The organism is Tepidiphilus margaritifer DSM 15129, assembly GCF_000425565.1.
GTDB classification, from domain to species: domain Bacteria; phylum Pseudomonadota; class Gammaproteobacteria; order Burkholderiales; family Rhodocyclaceae; genus Tepidiphilus; species Tepidiphilus margaritifer.
The window spans coordinates 170,955-196,432 of the sequence record NZ_AUDR01000015.1 but is presented as its reverse complement, the minus strand read 5'-3'; the positions used below and the strand labels follow the sequence as shown (position 1 = coordinate 196,432).

Annotated in this window: 23 protein-coding genes and 3 tRNA genes; 15 read left to right on the top strand and 11 right to left on the bottom strand. The window is 66.0% G+C overall.

The window, feature by feature from the left end:
• Nucleotides 1-2 precede the first annotated feature (2 nt).
• The 3 genes from H607_RS0105105 to H607_RS0105095 are packed head-to-tail and all read left to right on the top strand — an operon-like array spanning nucleotide 3 to nucleotide 3,015.
• Nucleotides 3-1,400 (top strand): RNA-guided endonuclease InsQ/TnpB family protein, encoded by a 1,398-nt coding sequence (locus H607_RS0105105; protein WP_028874541.1) that lies wholly within the window; start codon nucleotides 3-5, stop codon nucleotides 1,398-1,400.
• Nucleotides 1,401-1,414: 14 nt separating this feature from the next.
• The gene (locus H607_RS0105100; protein WP_028874540.1) at nucleotides 1,415-2,212 is read left to right on the top strand and encodes an enoyl-CoA hydratase; all 798 of its coding nucleotides are present in this window, start codon (nucleotides 1,415-1,417) and stop codon (nucleotides 2,210-2,212) included.
• Nucleotides 2,206-3,015, top strand: a complete 810-nt coding sequence (locus H607_RS0105095) for a TatD family hydrolase (RefSeq protein WP_028874539.1) — start codon at nucleotides 2,206-2,208, stop codon at nucleotides 3,013-3,015. The genes H607_RS0105100 and H607_RS0105095 overlap by 7 nt, the downstream gene beginning before the upstream one ends.
• A gap of 4 nt (nucleotides 3,016-3,019) precedes the next feature.
• Here H607_RS0105095 and H607_RS11810 read toward each other — a convergent pair whose 3' ends face one another.
• On the bottom strand, nucleotides 3,020-3,658 hold the full coding sequence (locus tag H607_RS11810) for a TetR/AcrR family transcriptional regulator (protein ID WP_051240674.1): 639 nt from the start codon (nucleotides 3,656-3,658) through the stop codon (nucleotides 3,020-3,022).
• A gap of 107 nt (nucleotides 3,659-3,765) precedes the next feature.
• Between H607_RS11810 and H607_RS0105085 the strand changes: the two genes are divergently transcribed.
• The 5 genes from H607_RS0105085 to H607_RS0105065 all read left to right on the top strand — a co-directional run bounded on the left by H607_RS0105085 (nucleotide 3,766) and on the right by H607_RS0105065 (nucleotide 9,783).
• Nucleotides 3,766-4,515 (top strand): electron transfer flavoprotein subunit beta/FixA family protein, encoded by a 750-nt coding sequence (locus H607_RS0105085; protein ID WP_028874538.1) that lies wholly within the window; start codon nucleotides 3,766-3,768, stop codon nucleotides 4,513-4,515.
• Nucleotides 4,516-4,532: 17 nt separating this feature from the next.
• Complete coding sequence (locus H607_RS0105080) at nucleotides 4,533-5,462, top strand: electron transfer flavoprotein subunit alpha/FixB family protein (protein WP_028874537.1); 930 nt, start codon at nucleotides 4,533-4,535, stop codon at nucleotides 5,460-5,462.
• A gap of 13 nt (nucleotides 5,463-5,475) precedes the next feature.
• On the top strand, nucleotides 5,476-6,141 hold the full coding sequence (locus tag H607_RS0105075) for an energy-coupling factor ABC transporter permease (protein ID WP_028874536.1): 666 nt from the start codon (nucleotides 5,476-5,478) through the stop codon (nucleotides 6,139-6,141).
• A gap of 95 nt (nucleotides 6,142-6,236) precedes the next feature.
• Nucleotides 6,237-8,033 (top strand): acyl-CoA dehydrogenase, encoded by a 1,797-nt coding sequence (locus tag H607_RS0105070; RefSeq protein WP_028874535.1) that lies wholly within the window; start codon nucleotides 6,237-6,239, stop codon nucleotides 8,031-8,033.
• 13 nt (nucleotides 8,034-8,046) lie between these two features.
• The gene (locus H607_RS0105065; RefSeq protein ID WP_028874534.1) at nucleotides 8,047-9,783 is read left to right on the top strand and encodes an AsmA family protein; all 1,737 of its coding nucleotides are present in this window, start codon (nucleotides 8,047-8,049) and stop codon (nucleotides 9,781-9,783) included.
• A gap of 56 nt (nucleotides 9,784-9,839) precedes the next feature.
• On the opposite strand, the gene H607_RS11805 is transcribed toward H607_RS0105065, so the two are convergent.
• The 5 genes from H607_RS11805 to ompR form a co-directional block, all read right to left on the bottom strand.
• On the bottom strand, nucleotides 9,840-10,664 hold the full coding sequence (locus H607_RS11805) for a peptidyl-prolyl cis-trans isomerase (RefSeq protein WP_051240673.1): 825 nt from the start codon (nucleotides 10,662-10,664) through the stop codon (nucleotides 9,840-9,842).
• Between the two features lie 115 nt (nucleotides 10,665-10,779).
• The gene (locus H607_RS0105055; protein WP_028874533.1) at nucleotides 10,780-11,046 is read right to left on the bottom strand and encodes a BolA family protein; all 267 of its coding nucleotides are present in this window, start codon (nucleotides 11,044-11,046) and stop codon (nucleotides 10,780-10,782) included.
• Nucleotides 11,039-11,641: a septation protein A gene (locus H607_RS0105050; RefSeq protein WP_028874532.1), complete on the bottom strand. Its 603-nt coding sequence runs from the start codon at nucleotides 11,639-11,641 to the stop codon at nucleotides 11,039-11,041. The genes H607_RS0105055 and H607_RS0105050 overlap by 8 nt, the downstream gene beginning before the upstream one ends.
• Nucleotides 11,638-13,029, bottom strand: a complete 1,392-nt coding sequence (locus H607_RS11800; RefSeq protein ID WP_051240672.1) for an ATP-binding protein — start codon at nucleotides 13,027-13,029, stop codon at nucleotides 11,638-11,640. Before H607_RS11800 ends, H607_RS0105050 begins: the two co-directional genes overlap by 4 nt.
• Nucleotides 13,026-13,769 carry an osmolarity response regulator transcription factor OmpR gene (gene ompR, locus H607_RS0105040; RefSeq protein WP_028874531.1) on the bottom strand — a complete coding sequence of 248 codons (744 nt, stop codon included), beginning with the start codon at nucleotides 13,767-13,769 and terminating at the stop codon, nucleotides 13,026-13,028. The genes H607_RS11800 and ompR overlap by 4 nt, the downstream gene beginning before the upstream one ends.
• Nucleotides 13,770-13,866: 97 nt before the next feature.
• Between ompR and tsaB the strand changes: the two genes are divergently transcribed.
• The 4 genes from tsaB to H607_RS0105020 all read left to right on the top strand — a co-directional run bounded on the left by tsaB (nucleotide 13,867) and on the right by H607_RS0105020 (nucleotide 17,421).
• Nucleotides 13,867-14,574, top strand: a complete 708-nt coding sequence (tsaB, locus tag H607_RS0105035; protein ID WP_028874530.1) for a tRNA (adenosine(37)-N6)-threonylcarbamoyltransferase complex dimerization subunit type 1 TsaB — start codon at nucleotides 13,867-13,869, stop codon at nucleotides 14,572-14,574.
• Nucleotides 14,571-15,053 carry a ribosomal protein S18-alanine N-acetyltransferase gene (gene rimI / locus H607_RS0105030; RefSeq protein ID WP_028874529.1) on the top strand — a complete coding sequence of 161 codons (483 nt, stop codon included), beginning with the start codon at nucleotides 14,571-14,573 and terminating at the stop codon, nucleotides 15,051-15,053. The genes tsaB and rimI overlap by 4 nt, the downstream gene beginning before the upstream one ends.
• Entirely contained in the window at nucleotides 15,050-15,967 is a 918-nt protein-coding gene (locus H607_RS0105025) for a uracil-DNA glycosylase (RefSeq protein ID WP_028874528.1), read from the top strand. Before rimI ends, H607_RS0105025 begins: the two co-directional genes overlap by 4 nt.
• Nucleotides 15,968-16,086: 119 nt before the next feature.
• On the top strand, nucleotides 16,087-17,421 hold the full coding sequence (locus H607_RS0105020; protein WP_028874527.1) for a ferredoxin reductase family protein: 1,335 nt from the start codon (nucleotides 16,087-16,089) through the stop codon (nucleotides 17,419-17,421).
• Between the two features lie 19 nt (nucleotides 17,422-17,440).
• Here the strand turns inward: H607_RS0105020 and lplT are convergent, their stop codons facing one another.
• Nucleotides 17,441-18,691, bottom strand: a complete 1,251-nt coding sequence (gene lplT, locus H607_RS0105015) for a lysophospholipid transporter LplT (RefSeq protein ID WP_028874526.1) — start codon at nucleotides 18,689-18,691, stop codon at nucleotides 17,441-17,443.
• A gap of 342 nt (nucleotides 18,692-19,033) precedes the next feature.
• Here lplT and H607_RS0105005 point away from each other — a divergent pair.
• From H607_RS0105005 to H607_RS0104995, 3 genes are all read left to right on the top strand, one after another.
• Nucleotides 19,034-19,109 (top strand) — tRNA-Gly (locus tag H607_RS0105005).
• A 43-nt stretch (nucleotides 19,110-19,152) separates the two neighbouring features.
• A tRNA-Cys gene (locus H607_RS0105000) sits at nucleotides 19,153-19,226 on the top strand.
• 8 nt (nucleotides 19,227-19,234) lie between these two features.
• Nucleotides 19,235-19,310 (top strand) — tRNA-Gly (locus H607_RS0104995).
• Between the two features lie 62 nt (nucleotides 19,311-19,372).
• On the opposite strand, the gene H607_RS0104990 is transcribed toward H607_RS0104995, so the two are convergent.
• From H607_RS0104990 to H607_RS0104975, 4 genes are read right to left on the bottom strand one after another with little or no spacing between them, the layout of a single operon-like run.
• Entirely contained in the window at nucleotides 19,373-20,644 is a 1,272-nt protein-coding gene (locus H607_RS0104990) for an NAD(P)/FAD-dependent oxidoreductase (RefSeq protein ID WP_028874524.1), read from the bottom strand.
• A gap of 27 nt (nucleotides 20,645-20,671) precedes the next feature.
• Nucleotides 20,672-22,042, bottom strand: a complete 1,371-nt coding sequence (locus tag H607_RS11795) for a TolC family outer membrane protein (RefSeq protein WP_037989604.1) — start codon at nucleotides 22,040-22,042, stop codon at nucleotides 20,672-20,674.
• A gap of 17 nt (nucleotides 22,043-22,059) precedes the next feature.
• Entirely contained in the window at nucleotides 22,060-22,269 is a 210-nt protein-coding gene (locus tag H607_RS0104980; protein WP_028874523.1) for a YgaP family membrane protein, read from the bottom strand.
• Nucleotides 22,266-25,478, bottom strand: coding sequence for an efflux RND transporter permease subunit (locus H607_RS0104975; protein WP_028874522.1), 3,213 nt, complete (start codon nucleotides 25,476-25,478; stop codon nucleotides 22,266-22,268). Before H607_RS0104975 ends, H607_RS0104980 begins: the two co-directional genes overlap by 4 nt.

Genomic DNA, 25,478 nt, shown 5'->3' with positions numbered 1-25,478 from the left:
AGATGCAACTGACACACAAGATTGCCCTTCGCCCAACCCCTGAACAGGCCGATTATTTCCACCGGGCCTGCGGGACGGCACGGCGCGTCTGGAATTGGGCGCTCGCCGAGTGGAATCGGCAATACTCGGCGGGGCTCAAACCCAACGCAATGGCGCTCAAAAAACAGTTCAACGCCATCAAGTACAGTGACCCGCAGTGGCTTGATGAGCACGGTCGGCCGTGGCTCAAAACCATTCACCGCGACGCGCACGCACAACCCTTTGCGCATTTGCAGCGTGCGTGGTCACGATTCTTTGCTGACCTCAAGGCGGGCGCACGCATCGCGCCTCAAGACAAAGCCGAGCGACGCGCTCTGCGGGAACAGGGCGTGAAGCTTGCCTATCCGCCGACGTTCAAGAAAAAAGGCCGCAGCCGTGACAGTTTCTATGTGGCGAACGACAAGTTCAAGATCGAAGGGCAACGCATCCGCCTGCCTCTGGTGGGATGGGTGGAGATGGCGGAATCCCTGCGGTTCGATGGAAAGATTATGGGCGCGACAGTCTCGCGCACAGCGGATCGCTGGTTCATTGCCATTCAGGTCGAGGTGCCCGATGCCCAGTTCTATCGCCAAAGGACGGGGCAAGGCGTCATTGGCGTGGACCTTGGATTGAAAGCGGCGGCAACGCGCTCGAACGGCGAGAGAATCGAAGCGCCCAAGCCGCTCAAGGCGGCGCTGCGACGGCTCAAAATCCGCGCCCGGCGGCTCAGCCGCAAGGTCGAAGCGGCCAAAGTCGCCGCCGGATTCGCGCCCAAGGCAAGCCTTCCCAAAGGAACCCGTCTGCCGGTTTCCAACAACCGCAAGAAGTCCGCTGCGATCTTGGCAAGGCTCCACGCCCGCGTTGCCAACATCCGAGCGGATTTTACGCACAAGCTCACGATGCGGCTTACCCGCGAAAACCAAGCGGTAGTGATCGAGGATTTGCACGTCCAGGGGATGCTGGCAAACGACAAGCTCGCCCGGGCGCTTAGCGACGTGGGCTTTGGGATGATCCGCCGGCAGATGGAATACAAGGCCAAGCGCTACGACACCCGGTTGGTGATTGCCGATCGGTGGTATCCAAGCTCTCGCCTGTGCTCCGTCTGCGGATGGCAGCACGAGGAGCTGACGCTGAAAGACCGGCAATGGACGTGTCCGAATTGTGGCACGGACCATGACCGCGATCTCAACGCAGCGCTCAACCTAAAACGGCTGGCAACCGAAACTGCTCTACCCGTGGCGAGTCCGTCCGGCAACGGCGGCACTACGACAGAGGGGGTCTCTGCCGTAGTCGGGAAAGTCACGCTTGTCAGACACGAAGTCGGCCCGCAAGGCGCTTCGGGGCAGGAAGAGAACCGTGCGCATAATCGCGCACTTTCTTGATAGCAGACCAGAACATGGACCAATCCCAGACGACCGCTGCCGAGCCCTTGGTGCATTCGCGGCTCGAAGATGGCGTGCTCACCCTCACCCTGAACCGGCCGCAGCAGTACAACGCGCTCTCCTGGGCGATGCTGGAAGCCCTGCGCGAGGCGGTGCGCTCGGCGCAGGCCCCGGACGTGCGCGTGGTCGTGCTCGCCGGTGCCGGCAAAGCCTTTTGTGCCGGGCACGATCTCAAGGAGATGCGGGCCAATCGTACGCTGGATTTTCAGCGCCGGCTCTTCGCCCTGTGCTCCGAGGTGATGCTCTCCCTCATCCGCTTGCCGGTGCCGGTGATCGCGCGCGTGCATGGCATCGCCACCGCTGCCGGTTGCCAGCTCGTGGGTATGTGCGACCTCGCCGTGGCGAGCAGCGAGGCGCGCTTTGCCGTCTCCGGCATCAACGTGGGGCTTTTCTGCTCGACGCCCTCCGTGGCCTTGTCGCGCAACATGGGGCGCAAGGAGGCGTTCGAGATGCTGGTCACGGGAGAATTCATCGATGCCGAGGAGGCCCATCGTCGCGGCCTCGTCAATCGCGTCGTCGCCCCGGAGGCGCTCGACGAGGAAGTAGAGCGACTCGCCGCCGCGATCAAGGCGAAGTCGCCCGTAGCGGTACGCATGGGCAAGGAACTCTTCTACCGCCAGTTGGAGATGGGGATCGAGGCGGCCTACCAGCTCGCCGGCGAGGTAATGGCCTGCAACATGATGGCCGAGGATGCCGCCGAAGGGATCGACGCCTTCATCGAAAAACGTCCGCCACAGTGGCGCGGATGCTGATCGACACCCACCTGCATTGGGATGCCGAAGAATACGACGCCGATCGCGGCGCCTTGCTCGCGGCGGCGCGCGCGTGCGGCGTCGGCCTCTTCGTCGTGCCGGGCGTGGAGCCGGCGCGCTTTGCCCGGCAAGCGGAGAAATGCCGGGACGTGCCCGAGGCGCGGCTCGCCTGGGGGGTGCATCCGCTCTATGTCGCGCAGGCGCAGCGCCACGCCGAGGCGCTCGCCGGTGCCCCCTTGGATGCGCCCGCTGCCCGCGCCGCCGTGATGGCACAGCTGGAATCCTGGATCGAGTCGCACCCCTGCGTGGCGATCGGGGAAATCGGGCTCGATCGTTTCGTCGCCACTCCTGCGCTCGACGTGCAGCGGCCCTGGTTCGAAGCCCAGCTGCGCCTGGCCCAAAAGCTCGGTCTGCCGTTGATCCTGCACGTGCGCCGCGCCGTCGAGGACGTGCTCCAGAGTCTGGCGAAACATCGTCTGGTCGGCGGCATCCTGCACGCCTTCAATGGTTCCTTCGCCCAGGCCGAGCGGGCGCTGCGCCTGGGCTTTGCCCTGGGATTCGGCGGCACGATGAGCTACGAAGGCTCTCGCCACGTACGCCGGCTCGCGGCCGAGTTGCCCTGGGAATCGATCGTGCTCGAGACCGACGGGCCGGACATCCCCCCCGTCTGGGCGCAAGACCGGCGCACCGTGCCGGCAGATCTGGCGCGCTACGCCGAGATCCTCGCGGAGCTGCGCGGCTGTACGGTTGCCGAAGTGATCGAGCGCACGAGCGAGAACGCGCGCCGTGTGCTCCGATTGTGAATGCCTACCCGAAAAAGCCTTGCTTGCTGCCGTTTTCCTGCCCGCTTTCCGCCACGGGTCCGGTGATCCAGCCGGCGATGCGCGTTTTCAGGCGCTCGATTTCCTGCGGCATGCGCTCGACGTGCATGAGCGAGAAACCGAAGACGTAGGCGTAGAGGAGCGTGGCCCGCGCCGTGGCCTCTTCTTCCGTGAGCCCCAGGGCGAGAAACAGATCGCGAGCGCAGGCGAGCCGGATCGCATCGACTTCGGCCACCACTTCGGCCACTTCCGGGTCGCGCTGCGCCCATTCACGGATGGCTAGTTCGATGAGGATGCCCTTGCGGTTGCGGCTCGCGCTATAGACGTCGATCACGTGGCGCAGCTGCTCGGCTTCACGGCCGGGGAGGGCGCGGGTCTGCTTGTGGATGTCGCGGATGCGCCCCTCGCGCCAGTGTTCGAGCAGCGCTTGCTGCAGTGAGCGCCGGTCGCGAAAATGCCAGTAGAAACTGCCCTTGGTGACGCGCAGGCGGCGAGCCAGCGTTTCGATGCGCAGGCCGGCGATCCCTTCGGTGGCGATGAGCTCGATCGCCGCCTCGATCCAGGCAGATCGATCGAGCGGAGTACGCTCGGAGGGAGGGCGATTTGGGTCGTTCACCGTTGCCATCTTGACGAAATCCTTTCCATACGATACCGTATGGAGCACGATCCCGCAAGGGGTGGCCCGGCTCGGTCGGGCGAGGTCGAGATGGCATACTCAACTCGGGGAGAAAAATGAAAATTCTGGTACCGGTCAAACGCGTGGTGGATTACAACGTCAAGATCCGCGTCAAGCCCGACGGCAGCGGCGTGGATACCGCCAACGTCAAAATGTCCATGAACCCCTTCGACGAGATCGCCGTGGAAGAGGCGATTCGGCTCAAGGAAGCGGGCGTGGCCAGTGAAGTCATCGTGGTCAGCTGTGGCGTGGCCCAGTGCCAGGAAACCCTGCGCGCGGCCATGGCCATGGGGGCGGATCGCGGCATCCTGGTACAGACCGACGTGGAGCTGCAGCCGCTGGCGGTGGCCAAGCTCCTCAAAGCCGTGGTGGAGAAAGAGCAACCGGGCTTGGTGATCGCCGGCAAACAGGCGATCGACGACGACGCGAACCAGACCGGTCAGATGTTGGCGGCGCTGCTCGGTTGGCCGCAAGCCACCTTCGCCTCCAAGGTTGTGATCGCCGACGGCAAGGCCGTGGTCACGCGCGAAGTCGACGGAGGCCTGGAGACGCTCGAACTGCCGCTGCCTGCGGTCATCACCACCGACCTGCGTCTGAACGAACCCCGGTTCGCGACGCTTCCCAACATCATGAAGGCGAAGAAAAAGCCCATCGACACGCTCACGCCCGAAGCGCTCGGCGTAGACGTCACGCCGCGGCTCGTCACGCTCAAGGTCGAAGAGCCGCCCAAGCGCAAGGCGGGCGTGATGGTCGGCAGCGTCGATGAGCTCGTCGAGAAACTGCGCAATGAAGCCAAAGTGATCTGAGCGGGGAGCCCAATACCATGAAAATTCTCGTCATCGCCGAACACGACAACCAGAAACTCGCCCCGGCCACGGCGCATGCCTTGGGGGCGGCCAAGGCGCTGGGTGCGGCAGCCGACGTGCTGGTGGCCGGCCATGGCTGCCGGGCGGTCGCCGAGCAGGCGGCCAAGCTCGAGGGCGTGGCCCGAGTGCTGCTTGCCGATTCGCCGGCGCTCGCCGATCTCACCGCCGAGGCGCTCGCTGCCCAGGCGCTCAAAATCGCCAAGGAATACACCCACATCCTCGTGCCGGCCACGGCCTTTGGCAAAAACGTGGCCCCGCGCATCGCCGCTTTGCTGGACGTGGCGCAGATCTCCGACATCGTGAAAGTGATCGACGCCGATACCTTCGTGCGCCCGATCTATGCCGGTAATGCGCTCGCCACCGTGCGCTCGAGCGATCCCATCAAGGTGATCACCGTGCGCGGTACGGCGTTCGACGCCGTAGCGGACGGCGGAAACGCCCCCATCGAGACGATCGAGGCGATCGCCGAGCCGGGGCCCACCAAGGTGGTTGGCCGGGAGGTGACCAAGTCGGCCCGCCCCGAGCTGACGAACGCCCGGGTGATCGTCTCCGGTGGGCGCGGCCTGGGGAGCGCGGAGAAATTCCACGAGTTGCTCGAACCGCTCGCCGACAAGCTCGGCGCGGCTATCGGCGCCTCGCGCGCCGCCGTGGACGCGGGCTACGCACCCAACGACTATCAGGTAGGGCAGACGGGCAAGATCGTCGCGCCCGAGCTCTACGTCGCCATTGGCATCTCGGGGGCCATCCAGCACCTGGCCGGGATGAAAGATTCCAAGGTGATCGTGGCGATCAACAAGGATCCCGAAGCGCCCATCTTCCAGGTGGCCGACTACGGCCTGGTGGCCGATCTCTTCCAGGCGGTGCCGGAGCTGACGCAGAAATTGTGAGCCGCGCGGCGCAATGAACCTGCCTTCGGCGCTCTTCCCTGAAGAATGGATCGTCGGCTCCTGGGTGCTAGCGGGGGTGTGGCTCTGGCGCGGCTGGCGCCGCACCCCTTGGCAGGCGCTCAAGGACGACCGGCGTTTCCATCTCGTTGCCGGGTGGGCGTTGGGATTGGCGCTGCTGTGGAGCATCCGTGCCGGTATCGAAGCGGGGCTCACCTTTCATGTGTTGGGAGCGATGGCGGCCACGCTCTCGCTGGGGGCGCCGCTCGCCACCCTGGCACTGGGCTTGGCGCTCGCCGTGGTCTGTGCGAACGGCGCATTCGACGCGCCGGCGTTCGCGCTCAACTTCCTCGTGACCGCGGTCTGGCCAGTGGCTTTCGCCGATTTCTGGCGCCGTTTCATCGCGCGCTCCTTGCCGGCGCACTTTTTCGTGTTCATTTTCGTGGTGGCCTTCTTCGGATCGGGATTGACGCTGATCGCCGAGGGGGCGCTCGCCATCCTGGTGCTTTGGGGGGCTGGAGCCTATCCCCTGGAGCATCTGCTGCAAGATTGGGCACCCTATTTCGTGCTCATGGGCTTTGCCGAGTCGTGGCTCAGCGGGGCGGTGATCACGATGTTCGTGGTCTATCGCCCGGACTGGGTGGCGGCTTTCGACGATGCCCGATACCTGAAAAACAAATGAAAAACGAAGCCGGCATTCGACCGGGGATGGCAAGGGAACGAGCACCGGAGCAAGGCTCCGGGATTTCATCGATGAGGACCCTTCAGGAGTAATCCATGAGTGAATATCGTGCCCCGCTGAAAGACATGCGTTTCGTGCTCGAAGAGCTGATCGGCCTCGAGCAGATCGCCCGCCTGCCGCAATGCGAGGAGGCCAGCCCCGACGTGGTGGCAGCCATCCTCGAAGAGGGCGGCAAGTTCGCCGAGGAAGTGCTCGCCCCCCTGAATCGGGTCGGTGACGTGCACGGGGCCGTGTGGCAGGAGGGCGAAGTGAAGACGGCGCCCGGCTGGAAGGAGGCCTACACCGCCTTCCGCCAGGGCGGCTGGACGGCGCTCGCCTGCTCGCCCGAGTTCGGCGGGCAAGGATTGCCCAAGGTGGTGGCCACCGCCGTGATGGAACTGTGGAAAGGTTCGAACCTCGCCTTCTCGCTGTGCCCCATGCTCACCCAGGGGGCGATCGAGGCCCTCATGCTGTGCGGCTCGCCCGAGCAGAAGAAGATGTACCTGCCCAAGATGGTGGGCGGCGAGTGGACCGGCACGATGAACCTCACCGAGCCGCAGGCTGGCTCCGACCTCTCGGCAGTGCGCACCCGCGCCGAGCCGGTGGGCGACGGTACCTACAAGCTCTACGGCCAGAAGATTTTCATCACCTATGGGGAACACGACCTGGCCGAGAACATCGTGCACCTCGTGCTCGCGCGCCTGCCCGGCGCACCCGAGGGGGTCAAGGGCATCTCGCTTTTCGTCGTGCCAAAGTTTCTCGTCAACCCCGATGGCAGTCTGGGGGCACGCAACGACGTGCGCTGTGTTTCCATCGAACACAAGCTCGGCATCCACGCCAGCCCCACCTGCGTGCTCTCCTTCGGTGACCACGGCGGCGCGGTCGGCACCCTGGTGGGCGAGCCCAATCGCGGCCTCGAATACATGTTCATCATGATGAACGAGGCGCGCTTCGCTGTCGGCCTCGAAGGTCTTGCGCTGTCCGAGCGCGCCTATCAGAAGGCGCTCTCCTACGCCAAGGAACGCATCCAGGGGTTCGAGGTCGGGGTCAAGAGCGGGCCGCGAGTGCCCATCATCCGCCATCCCGACGTGCGGCGCATGCTGATGCTGATGAAATCGCAGACCGAGGCCATGCGTGCGCTCGCCTATACGGTGGGGGCGGCGTTCGACCTGGCCCATCACCATCCGGACGAGTCGGTGCGCCAGCGCAGTCGTGGCTTCGTCGAGCTCATGACCCCCGTGGTCAAGGGGTGGTGCACCGAGAACTCGGTGACCATCGCCTCGCTCGGCATCCAGGTGCACGGCGGCATGGGCTTCATCGAAGAGACGGGCGCGGCGCAGCACTACCGGGATGCGCGCATCACCCCCATCTACGAGGGCACCACCGCGATCCAGTCCAACGATCTCATCGGCCGCAAGATCGCCCGCAACGGAGGCGTCATCGCCCGCGGACTCATCGAAGAGATGCGCCTGGCGGCGGAGAAATTGCGTGCCCAGCCCGGCGAGGAATTCGGCGTGCTCGCGCGCCGGCTGGGCGCCGGCATCGACGCCCTGGAAAAAGGCGTAGCCTACATCCTCGAGACCTACGGGTCCAATCCAAAAGCGGCCCATGCGGTTTCGGTGCCGCTGCTCGAGCTCTTCGGCATCGTCTGCGGCGGCTGGCAACTCGGTCTGTCGGCGCTGGTGGCGGCCAAGCGTCTGGCCGAAGGGGCGCAGGATCCGGCGTTCTACCGGGCCAAGATCGGCACGGCGCGTTTCTATGCCGACCATGTCCTCGCCCGCGCCCCGGCGCTTGGGGTAACGGTCAGCGAAGGCTCGGCCGGTGTGCTCGCGCTCGACGAGGAGATGTTCTGAGTCGGCCTTGCCGGTGAAACGGCGCATCCTCTTCGCCCTCGCCTTGGCCGTTCTGGCCGGGGCGGGGGCGTTTGTCCTGTTCGTCGCGACTTTCGATCTTGAACGCTATCGCGGCGAGCTCGAAGGGTGGGCTCAAGCACGCCTGGGCCGTGCGGTGCGCTTCGCCGGGCCGATGCATCTCGAGTTCTGGCCTCGCCTGGCCCTGGAAGTGCAGGATGTCCATGTCGCCTCTCCGCCGGGGTTTGCTTCCGAGTTTGCCGCGATCCGACGCCTCGCGATCGGGGTGGAGCTCTTGCCGCTATTGCAGCGGCGCCTCGAAATCGCCTCGATCGATGCCGATGGGGTGGTGCTGCATCTTGAACGTGGCCCCGGTGGGGGTAACTGGGTGTTCCTTCCGTCATCCAGGCCGGCGAAGGGGGCGACGGCAACGGAAGCCACGATCGGAGCCGTGGGGGCATCCGCGGCGGCCTTCGCGGTGGAATCGATTCGTTTGCGCGCGGTCGAGCTTTTTTGGCATGGCGAGGGTGCTGCCCAGGCACTTCACCTGGGCCCATGCCAGCTCGAAGCAGGTCCGCTCGTGCCCGCGCGGCCGTTGGACGGATGGCTGGAGTGCGTTTTTTTCGGAATCTCCGCCCGGGTCACGGGAACATTCGCCGAAGGCATCCAGGGTGGGAACTTCGCCGGGGATCTCACACTCACGGCCGCCGATCTTCGCGCCTGGCTCGCCAGTCAAGGGTACGAGTTCGCACTCCCATCGCAGGCATTGCGTCGGGTCGAGGGACAAGGGCGAGTGCTCTGGGACGGGCAGACGCTCGTCCTCGACGATATGGTGTTAAAACTCGATCGCAGCACGGTGCGCGGCAAGGGCTCCTTCAGCCCTGCTGCGCTTCGTGGGGAAGTGGTGCTCGCTGCCGACACCCTGGATCTCGAGCCTTGGCTCGGTGAGCGGGCCCAAGGGGTTGCGCCGCGCGACGTGCGTTTGCAGGGACGATGGCAGGACGCGGCATTCGCGATCGACTCCTTGCAGGGCGGCGCCTTCGGCGGACGGTTCGCGCTCACCGGCCGTATCGAACCGGCCAAACGGGCGTGGCAGACCGAAGGCATGCTCGAAGGGATGGACGTGGCGGCCCTGCTCACCACGCTTCAGGGCACGAGTCGGCTCACCGGCCGAGGCGAGGCGCGTTTCTCGGTGACGGGACGTGGCTGGGCGCCGCCGCAGTGGCTGGAGACGGCTGCCGGACGGGTGCAGGCGCGCATCGTCGACGGCGCCGTGCTGGGGGTGGACGTCGATCGCTTGCTGCGCGAGGCTTCGTCCGTTTTGGGCGGCAAGAAAGGAAATAGTGCCGATCGCGGTCGTACCCCCTTTGCCGAGATCTCGGCCAGTGCCCGGCTCGAACGAGGGGTGCTGCGTAGTCAGGATTTCTATGGCCGGACCGAACGCTTCACGGTGCGCGGAGCCGGCAGCGTAGACTTGCGCCGTTCATGGTTGGCGTGGCGCTTCACGCTCCTGCTCGCCGACCTGCCTGTGGTGCGGCAGGATGCTTTGCTCGGTATCTTGCTGGGCGTGCCGATTCCGCTGGAAGTGCAAGGACCGATCACCTCGCCGAAATACCGCGTCGTGATGGAGGAATTGGCGAAAGAAGTGGCCAAGGAGGCGATCAAGCGACGCCTCGCGCCGGCCCCCGATCTGCCGGTGCCGCCCGTGGGCCCGGCGATCGAGGAGCTTCTGCGCGGTCTGCAGCGGCGCTGAAAGGTCGATGCGCCCGACCCCCTCTCCGAGAGGAGGTCGGGCAGCAGGGTAAAGCCTTACTCGGGCTTGCCCGCCTTGGAACCGGAAGATGAAGCCTCTTCGACTTTCGCCTTGGCGACCAGCTCTTCGATGTGTTTCTGGATCTTCTGCTGCTGCAGCTGCTGTTCGATCTGCGGCCGAATCTGCTCGAGCGGCGGCGGAGTTTGCGGACGCACGTCGTCGACGCGGATCACGTGGTAGCCGAACTGGGTCTTGACCGGAGCCTTGGAGGTCTCGCCCTTCTGCATCTTGCCCAGCGCCGTGCCAAAGTCGGGCACGAACATGTCGGGCGTCACCCAGCCGAGGTCGCCCCCCTTGTCCTTGCTGCCGGGGTCTTTCGACTGTTTGGCCAGCTCATCCCACGAGGCGCCCTTCCCGAGCTTGGCGATGATGTCCTTGGCCTGATCCTCGTTCTCCACCAGGATGTGGCGCGTGTGGAATTCGTTGCCCGAGTACATCGTCTTGATTTTCTCGTAGGCGTTCTTGATCTCTTCTTCGCTCACGGGGTTCTTGGCGACGAAATCCTTGAGGTAGGCGCGCACGAGCACGCCCTGGCGGGCGAGCTCCATCTCGGCCTTCACTTCGGGGCTTTTGTCGAGGCCGGCTTTCTTTGCCTGCTCGGCGATGACGGCGCGGCGGATGAGCTCGTCCTTGACCGCCTGGCGCAGCTGCTCGTTGTCGGGCAGCCCTTGGGCGACCTGTTCCTTGACGATCACGTCCATGTAGATCTGGGGGATCGGTTGGCCATTGACCTTGGCCACGTTCTGCGCCATGGCAGGCAGGGCAACGAGCCCGAGGCCGAGGACGGCGGCCCGGACGGGAGTGCGGAGTTTGGCGTACATGGGTTTCCTTTCACGGATGACGGTTTCGGCGCGCCGCGATGCGCGCCGCGAATCCGAGTGTAACCGATGACGGCCGAAAGTAATTCATCGACCTGTAGCAAACTGCAAGCGCGCCTCATTCACCCGGGGCGAGCGCGGTGACGGCGAGCGCGTGAATCCCCCTTTGCATCAAGTCGCCCGCGGCGGCGAACACCAGACGATGGCGTTGCACCCGGGACAATCCCGCGAAACGCGGCGAGACGATGCGCACGCGGTAATGCCCTCCGCCGGCGGCCCCGGCGTGGCCGGCATGCGCGGCGCTGTCGTCGCGAATCTCGAGTTCGAGCGGTTCGAGCGTTTGCAGTCGTTGGCGCAACTCGGCGACGCGATCGGGTTCAGGCATCGGTTCGTTCCTCCTCGAGATGACGGGACAGCCACAGGGATTGGGCGAGCACGAAGAGCAGCATCGCGCCCAGGGTACCGAAGAGCTTGAAATTTACCCAGGTGGTTTCGGAGTAATTCCAGGCGACGTAGAGATTCAGCGCACCGAGGAGGACGAAGAATGCGCTCCACAGGTCGGAGAGTCGCGCCCAGACGGGATCGGGCAGTCGCAGCTGCGCCTGCATGGCGCTGCGGATCAGGTTGCGGTGCAAGAGCCGTGCGCCGATGAGTGCGGCGGCAAAGCTCCAGTAGAGCGCCGTGGGTTTCCACTGGATGAAGACGGGGTCGTGCAGGAAGATCGTGGCGCCGCCCAGACCCGAGACCAGAACGAAACTCACCCACAACATGCGATCGACGGTTCGCCCACGCAGGCGCAACGCCAGGATCTGGACGGCGGTGGCGAGCATCGTCGCCGCGGTGGCGGCCATGAGCGGCAGGGTCGAGGGAGCCGCCCCCATCGCCATCCCCAAAGGGGCGAGGGCGTCAGGAAAGAGCCCGGCGAGGCGATAGGCGAGGAAGAAGACGAGTACGGGGAAGAGGTCGAAAAGCAGTTTCATGAAGCGTCCTGCGAAGGGGTGGGTGCGGGAAGGGGAGGCGGTGCGGGCGGCAGTTCGAGGGTCACGGCGAGCCCGCCGCCGTCGCGGTTGGCCAGCCGGAGACGGCCGCCGAGCGCCTTGACGGTACGTTGTACGATGGCTAGCCCCAAGCCGGAGCCGGTCACGCCGCTGCGCATGGCCGATTCGGTGCGGGCAAAAGGGGCGAGTACCCGCTCGAGCTGGTCTTCGGGAATGCCGGGGCCGCGGTCGGCCACCGTAAGGGTGGGGGCGGCTGCATCCTCGCCGAGCAGAATCTCGATGGGGCGTTCGGTCCCGGCATATTTCTTCGCGTTGTCGATGAGGTTGACCAGCACCCGGCGCAAGGCCGCGCGATTGGCGCGCACGAAGATGCGGGGCGCGTCGCTGTTCCATTCGATGGGCGTGCCGCGCAAACGTTCCTTGGCCACGACTTCTTCGACGAGGGCATTGAGCTCGAAGGTTTCGTCGGCGGCGAGCGCGTCCACCTTGGCATAGTCGAGGAATTGGCCGACGATGCGATCGATGTCGTCGAGGTCGGCCTCCAACGCCCGGGCTTCGTGCTCGTCGATGGCGAGCATCGCCAGGGCGAGCCGCAAGCGCGTGAGGGGAGTGCGCACGTCGTGCGATACGCCGGCGAGGATGAGCGCCCGCTCGGTTTCATTGAGCCGCAGCCGCTCGACCATGGTGTTGAAGGCGAGCACCAGCTGGGCGAGCTCGGCCGAGGCGGGCATGGGCAGGAGCGTCGGTTGGCCGCCGGCGGCCACCGTCTCGGCGGCGCGGCGCAGCACGCGCAGCGGGCCGCTGATCCAGCGGGCGATGACGAAGGCGCCGAAGAGCGCCAGCACGAGGATGACCCCGGCGAGCATCATCCATTGCCAAGGGTCGGGACGGGGGATGCGTTCGGGGGGAAAACGCAGCCAGTAGCCGCGCGGATCGTCCGGCGAGAGGCGGAAATATACCCACAGTCCGGGCTGGTCGCGCCAGCTCTTGCCTACCTGGGTGGAGGGGCCGAGCAGTCGGCGCAGTTCCTCCTGCAGGGCGCGATCGGGGTCGTCGTCGGGCAGCGGCTCGACTTCGTCGCCGAAATCGGCCGGGTAGACGGCAATCCCCTCGAGCGTGACCCAATCGATCATCAAGTCGCCCTGGAAACGCTGCGGAGTGTGGCGCAGCGCCGAGCGCGTCAGGTTGATCACCGAGGCGATCAGCCGGGCATTGTCGCGGGCACGCTGTTCCGTCTCGATCTGCCAGGACAGCCACCACCAGCTGGTGGCGGCGGCAAGGAGCAGCGCGGTGATCGAGACGAAAAGCTGCCAGAAGAGGCTCACCCGGCACAGCAGTGCCCGTAGCCCTTGTTCACGCGACTCGCTCATGGCGAGGATTCAGGCTCCTCGGCAGGCGCATCGGGGACGAAGACGTAGCCCACGCCCCACACGGTCTGGATGTAGCGCGGTTTGCTCGGATCGGGTTCGACGAGGCGGCGCAGGCGGCTGATCTGCACGTCGATGGCGCGATCGAAGGGGCCATGTTCCCGGCCACGAGCGAGCTCCATGAGCTTGTCGCGGGTCATGGGCTGGTTGGGATGTTCGGCGAGCACGCGCAGGACGGCGAATTCGCCGGTAGTGAGCGGAATTTCCTCGCCGTGGCGCGTCAGGCGGCGCGTGGTGAGGTCGAGCACGTTGTCGCCGAAAACTACCGTACCCCCTTGGGGCGCCGGGGCGCCGAGCGGTTCGCGCGGGCGGCGGCGCATCACGGCGTGGATGCGCGCCACCAGTTCGCGCGGGTTGAAGGGCTTGGGCAAATAATCGTCCGCGCCCAGCTCCAGCCCGCGGATACGGTCTTCCTCGTCACCCTTGGCGGTGAGCATGATGACCCCGAGCGGTGCCTCGCGCTGGCGCAGACGGCGCAACAGCGTGAGCCCATCTTCGCCCGGCAGCATCAGGTCGAGAATGACCATGTCGAAATGCTCGCGCTCCAACGCTCGCTCCATGGCCGCCCCGTCAGCCACGGCCTTGACGGGAAAACCCTGGGTTTGCAGAAAGCGCGTGAGCAGCTCGCGCAGGCGGGCGTCGTCATCGACGAGCAGGACGCGGCAACGGCCGATCTCATTCATGGTGCGATCCTCCCCGGCTGGAAAAACGTCAACGGCGTTCGGTGGAATTGTCGCAGATCACGCGCGAAAAATCCCAGCCCGGCGGTAAAATGCCGGCATGGATCTGCTCGCGATCGAAACCTCCGGCGAAATCGCCTCCGTGGCGGTACAGCGCGGCGATACCGTCTGGGAGCGCCGTCTGCAGGGTTACGCCCGCCACGCCGAACACCTCTTGCCCGCGATTGACGGCGTGCTCGCCGAAGCAGGGCTCGGCGTGGGGCAGCTCTCCGCCATCGCATTTGGCGCCGGTCCGGGGGCTTTTACCGGGCTGCGGCTCGCCTGTGCCGTAGCGCAAGGGCTCGCCATGCCGTGGTCGCTGCCGCTCGTGCCCGTCGGTACGCTCGAAGCGCTGGCGGCGCAGGCGGGCGAGGCAACGGTGCTGGCGCTCGCCGACGCCCGCATGGGGCAATGCTATCATGCTTGGTTTCATTGCTCCGGGGGGCGCCTCGAATCGCTCACCGAGGCAGGCGTGGATGCGCCGGAGGAGATTCCTCTGCCTCCGGCGGATGGCCCGTGGTACGTCATCGGCCAAGGGATGGAGCCGCTGTGGCCAAGGCTACCGGAGCCCATCCGTTCCGGCGCGCTCGAAGTCATGCTCGATGCCACGGTCCAAGCCCGCGACCTCCTGCAGCTCGCGCGGCGCGCGTTCGCCGAGGGGCGGACGGTCCCGCCATGGGAGGCCACGCCCTACTATGTACGCGACAAAGTGGCGCTCACGGCCGAGGAGCAGGCCGCCTTGCGCCAGCGCAGGATGCAGGTGCCGTGAACTGGCTGCGCCTGCGTGCCATGCGGGAGGACGACCTGCCGTGGGTAACGGCGCTCGAGCGCACCGCGCAGGAAACTCCTTGGAGCGAAAAGAGTTTTCGCGAGGCGCTCACCGCCGGCTACGCCTGCTGGGTGGCGGAAGTGCTGTCCGGGGAGGATCCCGCGACCGCGGTGGCCGAACCGGTCGGTTTTCTCATTCTGCTGCTCGCTGCGGGTGAAGCCGAGATCTTGAACCTGGCGATCGACCCGCCTCATCGCGGCCGGGGACTGGGGCGGGAGATGCTGGAGGCCGCGCTCGAAGAGGCGCGCGAACGCGGCGCGACCACGGTCTGGCTGGAAGTGCGCGTCTCCAACCAGGCGGCGATCGCCCTCTATCAGCGCAGCGGTTTTGCCATCGTCGCCCGGCGGCGCGGCTATTACGCCACCCGCGAGGGGGCGAGGGAAGACGCGCTGGTGATGCAGCGGGAACTCGTTCGATGAATGCGCCGGTCGACGAAAAGGAGCGCTTTGCCCGACTCGAGGAAATGGGTCTGACGCCGCTGTGGCGCCTGCGTACCCGCTTGCAAGCGGCCGGCGAGGAAGGTGAGGCCAAGGGCGCACACCGAGAATCCTCTGCCGTCGCGGCCCCGACCGACCAGGCACTCGATACGCCACTGCAGAAACCCGCCACGGCCGCAGCGGCATCGCCCGCGCCAGCCAGGGAACGCCCCAGGGTTCAGCCGCCCCGGCTTTCCTCCAGCCCCGTCGGGCGGCGTCCAGACCACCCCCCCGTTTCCGCCCCGAGCGCTCCTAGCGCCAGCGCTTCGGCGCGGACCGTCGACCCGGAGCGCGCTGCACGCATCGCCACGCTCGACTGGGAGGCGCTGGAAGCGGAGATCCGCGCCTGTACCGCCTGTCCGCTGCACCGTACGCGCACCCAGGCGGTGCCCGGCGTGGGCAACCGTCAGGCGCGCTGGATGTTCGTGGGCGAAGGGCCGGGGCGCGAGGAAGATCGGCGCGGCGAGCCTTTCGTCGGCCCCGCGGGGAAACTGCTCGACGCCATGCTCTTCGCCCTGGGGCTGGATCGCACCCGGGTCTATATCGCCAACGCGGTGAAGTGCCGCCCGCCGGACAACCGTACCCCCACGCCCGAGGAGATCGCCGCCTGCGCGCCCTTCCTTTTCCGCCAGATCGAACTCGTGCGCCCGAAGGTCTTGGTGGCCTTGGGGCGGCCGGCGGCGCTCGCCCTTCTCGGTGAAGAGATCAAGATCGCCCAGGCGCGGGGCCAAATCTTTCGCTACGGCGACATCCCCGTCGTGGTCACCTATCATCCCGCCTACCTCTTGCGCAACCCCGCCGACAAGGCCAAAGCCTGGGAGGACCTATGCCGGGCCCGGGCGCTTGCTGAAGGGTAGGGGTAGTACGTCGAGCGTTTTCGTTACACGGCGTTCATTCCGGGTTAAGCCTTCCTCCTTTCCTGGCGGTTATCCTATGAGGATGCCAAGAGGATAAACATTTCTTGTGGAGGTATGCAATGAATCGAATGCGCTACGGATTGTGGACCCTGCTGCTCGGCTCCGCGTTGCTGTGGCTGGCGGCCGAGCCGAGATTCTACGAAGCGGGCACGCTCTTCGCCTGGCGCGAGGTGATGACGCAGTTGAGCGGTGTGCTCGCTTTCGGCTGCATGAGTGCGGCCATGGTGCTCGCCCTGCGCCTTCGCCCCGTCGAACGCCTTTTCGGCGGGCTGGACAAGACCTACCGTCTGCACAAGTGGCTGGGCATCGGAGCGCTCGTCTTCGCCCTCACCCATTGGTTGTGGGTCAAGGGACCGAAGTGGGCGGTGCAGCTGGGCTGGATCACCCGCCCGCCGCGCGGGCCGCGGCCGGAGCCGAGCAATGCGATCGAGGCGGCGTTTCGCGCCGTGCGGGGTCTGGCCGAGACCCTGGGTGAATGGGCCTTCTACGCCGCCGTGCCGCTTCTGCTGATCGCGCTGTTGCGCCGCGTGCCGTATCACGTCTTCGCCAAATTGCACCGCGTGATCCCGCTACTTTTCCTCGTCTTCGCCTTCCACGCCCTCGTGCTCGTGAAGTTCTCCTACTGGGGCACGCCGCTGGGGGCGCTGCTCGCCCTGGAGATCGCTGCCGGAGTCTTTGCCGCCGCCGTCTCGCTCGCCGGACGCATTGGCGCCGCGCGGCGCGTCCCCGGGCGGTTGGAAACGGTGGAGCCGCTACCGGGCGTAGGGGCGATCGCGCTCACCGTGGCGCCGCAGCACTGGCCGGGGCACGCGGCTGGACAGTTCGCCTTTCTCACGCTCGATCCGCAGGAAAAGGCTCATCCGTTTACCATCGCCAGCGCCTGGGACGAGCGCTCGCCGCGACTCACTTTCGTCGTCAAGGCGCTGGGAGATTTCACCCGCAGTTTGCCGCAACGGTTGCGGCCGGGCCAGGAGGTGCGCCTCGAGGGACCTTACGGCGGTTTTACCTTCGACGACGAAGCGCCGCGCCAGATCTGGGTGAGCGGCGGCGTGGGCGTGACGCCGTTTCTCGCCGCGCTGCAGCAGAAAGCGCTGCGCGATTCGCCTTCCTGCCCGGTCGATTACTTCCATTCGCTGTCGGCGCCAGACGAGGCTGTCGAGGCGCGGCTGCAGTCACTTGCCACGGAGGCGGGGGTGAGGCTGCATCTCGTCTGGCCGCAGCGCGACGGGCGGCTAACGGGCGAGCGCATCCGCGCCGCCGTGCCGCAATGGCGCGAAGCGAGCCTATGGTTTTGCGGCCCCGAGGGGTTTGGTGAAGCGCTACTGCGCGACTTCGCCGCTCAGGGCTTCGACGTGCGCCGGCGCTTCCATCGCGAGCTCTTCGCGTTTCGCTGACGGGGCAGGGCGCCGCGCCTCAATGCCGCTCGACCATCTCCAGCAAGTGGAGCGAATCGATACGGCGCTGGTTGGCGCGATGCCACGCCCAGATGGCAATCATCGTTCCGGCCACGAAGAGCCCGAAGAGCGTGATCACTTGGTGGACCGGCAAATCGTAGCGCAAAAGCAACGCGTAGAGGCCGGTCATCACCAGGATGGCGAGGTTCTCGTTGAAATTTTGCACCGCGATCGAATGCCCCGCGCCCATGAGGACATGGCCGCGGTGTTGCAGCATCGCGTTCATCGGCACCACGAAAAAGCCGGCGAGCGCCCCGATGGCGATCATGAGGACCGCTGCCAAGGCGAGCGAATGCACGAAGATCATGCCGATCGCTGCGAATCCCATCACGATTCCCAGGGGAATCACCCGCGGGGCGTCGCGTAGCGCCACCCATTTGGCCGCCGCGACCGCCCCCGCCGCGATGCCCACGGCCACCACCCCTTGCAGCATCGACGCCTGCGAGAGCGGCAGGCCGAGATTCACCTCTGCCCATTTGAGCACGATGAACTGCAAGGTTGCCCCTGCTCCCCAGAAGAGTGTGGTCACCGCCAGAGAGATCTGCCCCAGCTTGTCGCGCCACAGCAGCAGGAAGTAATGGCCGAATTCATGCAGGAGATACAAAGGATTCTTCTTGAGCGGCACGTGCGCCACCCCGGTGTCGGGCACGTAGAGGTTACACAGCGCCGCGGCCCCATAGACCAGCACGACCACGAGCAGAGAGACCCACAGGCCGTTGTGCAACCACGGGAACCAGGCGTCGAACCGGGCAACCAGGCCCGGAGCGACGAGGGCACCGCCCAGCAGCGTCCCCAGGATGATCGCCCCGACCGTGAGCCCCTCGATCCAGCCATTGGCCACCACCAGCAGGCGATGCGGCAGATATTCGGTGAGGATGCCGTATTTGGCCGGCGAGTAGGCCGCCGCCCCCACGCCGACGATGGCATAGCCTAGCAGGGGGTGCACGCCGAAGACGATCAGCAGGCAGCCGACGATCTTGATCGTGTTGGTGATGAGCATCACGCGCCACTTCGGCATGGAGTCGGCGAATGCGCCCACGAAGGCGGCGAGCAACACGTAGGAGAGGGTAAAGAAGAGCTTGAGGAGCGGCTCGTATTCGGGCGGCGCCTCGAGTTGGCGCAGGATTCCCATCGCGACGATCAGTAGGGCATTGTCGGCCAGCGCGGAAAAAAATTGCGCGGCCATGATGAAATAGAAACCGCGGGGCATCGGAACGGCGCTCCTCGTGCGACTGCGTAGGATGCGGATACCGCCTAGTGTAGCAAGAACCGCAGCTCAGGGATCGCGCTTGGTCGGGAAAAGTCGGACAAATTCCAAGTGCTGCACGACTCTCGCTCGGAGGGGGCAGTAGAGGCGGTCATGTCGCTGATTCCCTCCGGGCGTTTGAGCGCTTTGCCACTCATCTCGATCCGTTCCATCGGAACCCCCCATCAATCCGATGCGGACATTTTCATCTTGCCCAGAGTGGGCATTACTATCCTGCTCTTACAGATCGCAGGGCTGACTATTGACAAAGGGTGAGGCGTTTATTTACAATTACGCTTCTCGTGAGCGGGAATAGCTCAGTTGGTAGAGCACGACCTTGCCAAGGTCGGGGTCGCGAGTTCGAGTCTCGTTTCCCGCTCCAACCGGTTACTTCGGGCGCGAGTCCGTCAGGAATCGGCGTCTACGGCGCGGTGGCAGAGTGGTTATGCAGAGGACTGCAAATCCTTGGACGTCGGTTCGATTCCGGCCCGCGCCTCCAGAATTTACGCGGGAATAGCTCAGTTGGTAGAGCACGACCTTGCCAAGGTCGGGGTCGCGAGTTCGAGTCTCGTTTCCCGCTCCATCTTCATTTGCACGCCGACCCTGCTTTGCTGAGGTGGTCGGCGTGTTCGTCTGTGGGCCGTTTCATTGCTCCAGTCGGTCCACGCCCAAGAGCCGCAGGATGTACTTCTCGTAGATCGGCTCGGAGCTGCCGGTTTTCATCTTGTAGAGGAAGTATTTCTCGAAGGCGATCTTGGCAAGGTGCACCCACTTGCCCATCTTGAACCAGTTGGTGTTGCGCGGCGGGATCTGCGGCAGCGCCACGAAGGCCGCGCCTGTGTCGCCCATGTCGGCCAGGCAAATGGCATTCCAGCTTCCCTTGGCGGTGGCCGGTTTGCCGGAGAGTTCGGCGGCGATGTTCTCGACGATGGCCGAGATCATGGTCTCGATCATGTAGCCGGTCTTGGGCGCGCCGGTGGCAACGGGGGTGACTTCCACCGGGGGAATGGCCACGCACACGCCGGCGGCGAAAATGTTGCGGTATTTCTTGCTGCGCTGGTATTCGTCGATGAGCACGAACCCGCGAGGGTTGCACAGCCCCTCGACGGCGGCCACGGCATCGACCCCTTTGAAAGCGGGGATCATCATGCTGAATTTGAAGGGGAGTTCGTGTTCCTTCTTCGGCTGCCCCTCGTCGTCCACCTCGGTGACGAACATCTTCCCGTCTTCGACGCGCGTGACCTTGGCATTGGTGATCCACTTGATGTCGTTGCTGCGCATGGCGCTTTCCATGAGGAGCTTGGAATCGCCCACTCCGCCCAAACCGAGGTGTCCGGCATAGGGTTCGCTGGTCACGAAGGTGATGGGCACCTTGTTGCGCAGCTTGCGCCGTTGCAGGTCCTTGTTGAGGATGAAGGCGAATTCATAGGCCGGACCGAAGCAGGAGGCGCCTGGCAATGCGCCGACGATGGCCGGCCCCGGATCCTGGAGGAATTTCTGGTATTCCTGCCACGCTTTTTCGGCGTGGTCGACCGTGCACACCGACTGCGTGTAGGCCGCGGGGCCGGCGCCGGGGACTTCTTCGAAGGCAAGCTTGGGGCCGGTGGTGATGACGAGATAGTCGTAGCCGATACGCTGGCCGTCGGCGGTTTCCACGGTATTGCCTTCCGCATCGATGCGCGTCACCGGGTGGCCGACGAAACCGATGCCTTTCTTGTCGAGATAGGGCTTGATGGGAAACGTGGTGGTATCGCGCTGGCGCCAGCCCACGGCAATCCAGGGATTGGAGGGGACGAACTGGAAGTAGTCGACGGCATTGATGAGCGTGACGTCGTGGGCCTTGCCGAGCCGTTCGCGCATTTCGTAAGCGCAGGGCATTCCGCCGGTGCCGGCGCCGATGATGACGATGTGGGCCATGGTGGGTCTCTCCTCTCCTCGTGAAAGTCAGCGTTGCAGCGCGGCGTCGACCGCCGCGAGCCGTTCTTCGTCCAGTCGTCCGGCGAGCGCCTGCAGCTTCAGCCGGTTCTGCAAAACTTCGGTACGAGCCTGCAGCAGCGCGAGCCGTGCCGCGTCGAGATCGTTCTCGGCGTTCAAAAGATCGAGCGTGGTGCGATCGCCCACCTCGTGTCCGAGCCGGGTGGCATCGCGCCGCGCCTCGCTCGCCGTGACTGCTTCTTCGAGGGCGGTCACGCGCGCATGGGCCGTCTGCAAGGCAAGCCAGGCGGCACGTACCTGCTGACCCACCTGCTGGCGCATCCATTCGAGCTCGGCCCGGGCACGATCTTCGAGCTTGAGCGCCTCTTGCAGCTTGGCGCTGCGGTATCCCCCGGTGTAGAGGGGGACATTGACCTGCACGCCGATCACGTGCTGCGTCTGGCTCACGCTGGACGAACCGTAGTCGCCGTCGCCGCTCACGTAGTCACGCCCGGCCTGGGCGACGAGCTCGACCGTGGCATCGGCCGCTGCGTGGTATTTCTCCACTTCCTTGTGAGCGATCTCGACCTTGGCCTGCGCCAGGCGTAGCAGGGGATTGGCAGCGAGTGCCGCCTCCTGCCAGTGCGCCAGCGGTTCGAGCGGCTCGGGGGATAAAACACTGGCCGAAGGCGGCAGGGGATCGAGCCCATCCGGCTCCAGACCCGTGGCGTCGGCGAGCGCCGCCTGGGCGACTTCCCGTTCGCTCTCGGCGGCCACGAGCTGCGCCTGCAGGGTGCGGGCGCGGGCGGTGGCCTCGTGCGTGTCGAGGATGGGCAGGTCGCCGGCGGCATAGCGATCCTTGGCCTCGGCAAGCGCCCGTTCCACCGCCTCCAGCTGGCGGTGCAGCAACGCTTGCCGGCGTTCGGCCACGACGAGCTGGAAGTAACTCTCGACCACCTGCAGCATCAATTCCTGGCGCGCACCTTGCCATTCGACTTCGGCGGCGTCCGCGCCGAGCGTGAGCTGCTCGCTCTGCGCCGAACGCTCGCCGTGGATGAGCGGCTGACGCGCCGTGACGTTCCACTGGGTGGCGGTTCCGTTGTCGATCGAGGTCTTGAAGGTGACGTGCCGCGAAGGCGTCATACCGGGGGCGGCGAAGTAGGCTCCTTTCGTGTCGGATTCGAGCGAACGCACCCCCGCGCCGCCGCCCACGCTCACCGTCGGGCGCCACAGGGCACGCGCCTGTTCGCGCTGCGTGCGTCCGGCTTCTAGCGAAGACTGGGCCATCGCCATGCGGGGGTCGTGCTCGCGCGCTGCCTGCCAGGCTTGCATCAAGTCGAGGGCATGCGCCGCGGGCAGCGGCAGGGCGAGCAGCAGGGCCGACCAGGGAGACAGGCGCATCGCGGCGTCCTCCGGTTTCAACAGCCGCCCGGCACGCCGAGCTTGCGCAGGATGATTTCCAAGGGGCACCAGCGGGTGAAGCCGCTCTGCAGCAGGTTCAGGCCGACGAAAGCGGTGAAGGCGAGCCACCACTGGCTCATGAAGAAGGGACTCGCGGGCGCGCCCAAGAGCAGCGAGACGAGGATGAAAGTGCCGGCGATGATGCGGACGATGCGCCAGGACGTCATGATGGTTCTCCTTGGTCGGGACGGGAACGGCGGTAGGCCATGTAGTAGAGGGTGGGAATGACGACGAGGGTGAGCAGGGTCGAGGCGAAGATGCCGAAGATGAGCGAGATCGCCAGGCCGTTGAAGATCGGATCGTCGAGGATGAAGAGCGCGCCGATCATGGCCGCCAGGGCCGTGAGTAAGATCGGCTGGGCGCGCGTGATCGCCGAGCGCACGATGGCCCGCTCGAGCGGCACGCCTTCGCTCACTTGCAGCCGGATGAAATCGACGAGCAGGATGGAGTTGCGCACGATGATTCCGGCGAGCGCGATCATGCCGATCATGCTGGTGGCGGTGAATTGCGCCCCGAGCAGGGCGTGCCCCGGCATCACGCCGACGAGGGTGAGCGGAATCGGCGCCATGATGACGAGCGGCACGAGATAGGAGCCGAAGTGCGCCACCACCAGCAGGTAGATGAGTACCAGCCCCACGGCGTAGGCGGCGCCCATGTCGCGGAAGGTCTCGTAGGTGATCTGCCACTCGCCGTCCCACTTGTAGCTGTAGCCGCGCAGCGCATCCCCGGGCTGGCGGATGAAGTGCTCCTCGAGGTGGCCTCCGTCGGGAGCGACGATCTCGCTGATCGCGCCGCGCATGGCGAACATGCCATAGAGAGGACTGTCGATGTGTCCGGCCATGTCGCCGACGACATAGACTACCGGCAGGAGGTCTTTGTGGTAGATGGGCTCTTCGCGCAGCGTGTCGCTCACCGTGACGAGTTCCCGCAGCGGCACGAGCCGCCCGTCGGGCCCGCGCACGGCGAGCCGCAGCAGCGCGTCCAGCTCGCCATGGGCTTCGGCGGGCAGCTGCAGCACGACGGGGGCCGGGTATTTGCTCGCGTCGTGCAGGTAGGTCGACGGCAGTCCGGCCAGCCCCGCCTGCAGGGTGGTGACGATCGCCTGTTGCGAGATACCGGCCAGCGCCGCCTTGCGCCGGTCGACGAGGAGGAGTTTTCTCGGCGCCTCGGCGATCGTGCTGTCGTCAATGTCGACGATGCCCTCGGTGCGCTCGAACACGGCGCGCATGGCCTTGGCCACGGCCCTGCGCCCGGCGGCCTCTGGGCCGTAGATCTCGGCGACGATGGGCGAGAGCACCGGCGGACCCGGCGGCACTTCCACCACCTTGACGTTGGCGCCCATGCGCCGCCCGATCTCCTGCAGCGCCGGGCGCAGCCGGGTGACGATAGCGTGGCTCTGTTCGTGGCGCAGATGCTTGTCGACGAGGTTCACCTGCAGGTCGCCGACCTCGCCGCCAGCGCGCAAGTAGTACTGGCGTACCAGTCCGTTGAAATTGATGGGCGAGGCGGTGCCGGCATAAGCCTGGTAGTCGGTCACCTCGGGCTGGCGGGCGAGAAACGCGCCCAACTCGTGCAGTACCGCCGCGGTACGCTCGAGCGGCGTGCCGGCGGGCAGGTCCACCACCACCTGGAATTCGGATTTGTTGTCGAAGGGCAGCATCTTCATGAGGACGAGCCCCGTGGCCGGCAGCGCGAGCGATATGCCGATCGCCGCGAGCAGGAGAAGGGCGAGTAACCCTCGGTTCCTTGCCCCGCGCCGCTCGTCGAGCAGCGGCCGGAAGATGCGCTCGAAGAGCGGGGTGATGCGCTCGCAGAGGCCAGTCTTCGCCTGGCCGTGTCCGCGCAGCCACAGACGCGACAGCCACGGCGTGACGGTGAAGGCGATGGCGAGCGAGATGAGCATGCCCATGCTGGCGTTGATCGGGATGGGGCTCATGTAGGGGCCCATGAGGCCGGTGACGAAGGCCATGGGCAGCAGCGCCGCGATCACCGTGAGAGTGGCGAGGATGGTGGGGCCGCCCACCTCGTCCACCGCGGCCGGGATGAGGCGCGCGAGCGGCGCGTCCGGTTGCAGCAGGTGATGGCGGTGGATGTTCTCCACCACCACGATGGCGTCGTCGACCAGGATGCCGATGGAGAAGATGAGCGCGAAGAGCGAGACGCGGTTGAGCGTGAACCCCCAGGCCCAGGAGGCGAAGAGCGTGGCCATGAGGGTGAGTACCACGGCGAGCCCTACGATGGCCGCCTCGCGCCGCCCCAGGGCGAAGAAGACGAGCGCCACCACCGAGGCCGTAGCGAAGAGCAGTTTCTTGATGAGTGTCTGGGCCTTGTCGTTGGCGGTGATGCCATAGTTGCGCGACACCGTCATCTCCACCCCGGCGGGCACGATGGTGTTGTGCAGCATCTCGGCGCGACGGATCACCGCCTCGGCCACGTCGATGGCGTTCTCGCCGGGTTTCTTCGTGACGGCGATCGTTACCGCGGGGAATTCCCCCCCGCCCGCCGCCTCGGCGCGGCCGTGCCAGACGTAGCGTTCGGGTGGAGGCGGGCCGTCTTCGACTTCCGCCACCTCGCGCAGGAAGACCGGACGACCCTCATGCACGCCCACCACCAGTTCGCCCACTTCCTCGGCGCTGGCAAGGAACGGTCCAGTTTCCACGGCGACGGTGGCATCTCCTTGCACCAGTTCCCCCGCCGGCAGGCCGACATTGACCGAGCGCAGAGCGGCATAGAGATCCTGGACGGTGACGCCGCTGCCGGCCATCTTCGCCGGATCGAGGCGCACGAGCACGGCCCGTCCGGGTCCGCCGATCGTCTGCACCTCGCGCGTGCCAGGTACCCGCTTGAGCTCGATCTCCATGCTGTGGGCGACGCGTTCGAGATCGAACGCCCCCTGCTGCGGGTCGGTGGCGTAGAGCGTGAGCGTGACGATGGGCACGTCGTCGATGCCTTTGGGTTTGATGATCGGTTCGAGCACGCCCAGGTCGCGCGGCAGCCAATCGGTATGGGTGCGCAGCGTGTCGTGCAGCCGCACCAGGGCCACGATGCGCGGCACCCCCACCTTGAACTGCACCGTGAGGATGGCCAGACCCGGGCGCGAGACGGAGGTGACGTGTTCGATCCCCTCCATCTGGGCAAGCACCTGTTCGGCGGGCGAAGCCACCATCTGCTCGACGTCGGCCACCGCCGCCCCGGGGAAGGGAATGAGGACGTTGGCCATGGTCACGTTGATTTGCGGTTCCTCTTCGCGCGGCGTGACCAGCACGGCGAAGAGCCCCATGAGCAGGGCGATGAGCGCGAGCAGCGGTGTGATCTGCGCGCTTTGGAATTGCGCGGCGATGCGACCGGAGAGGCCGAGCGGGCGCGGGGCGTCCAT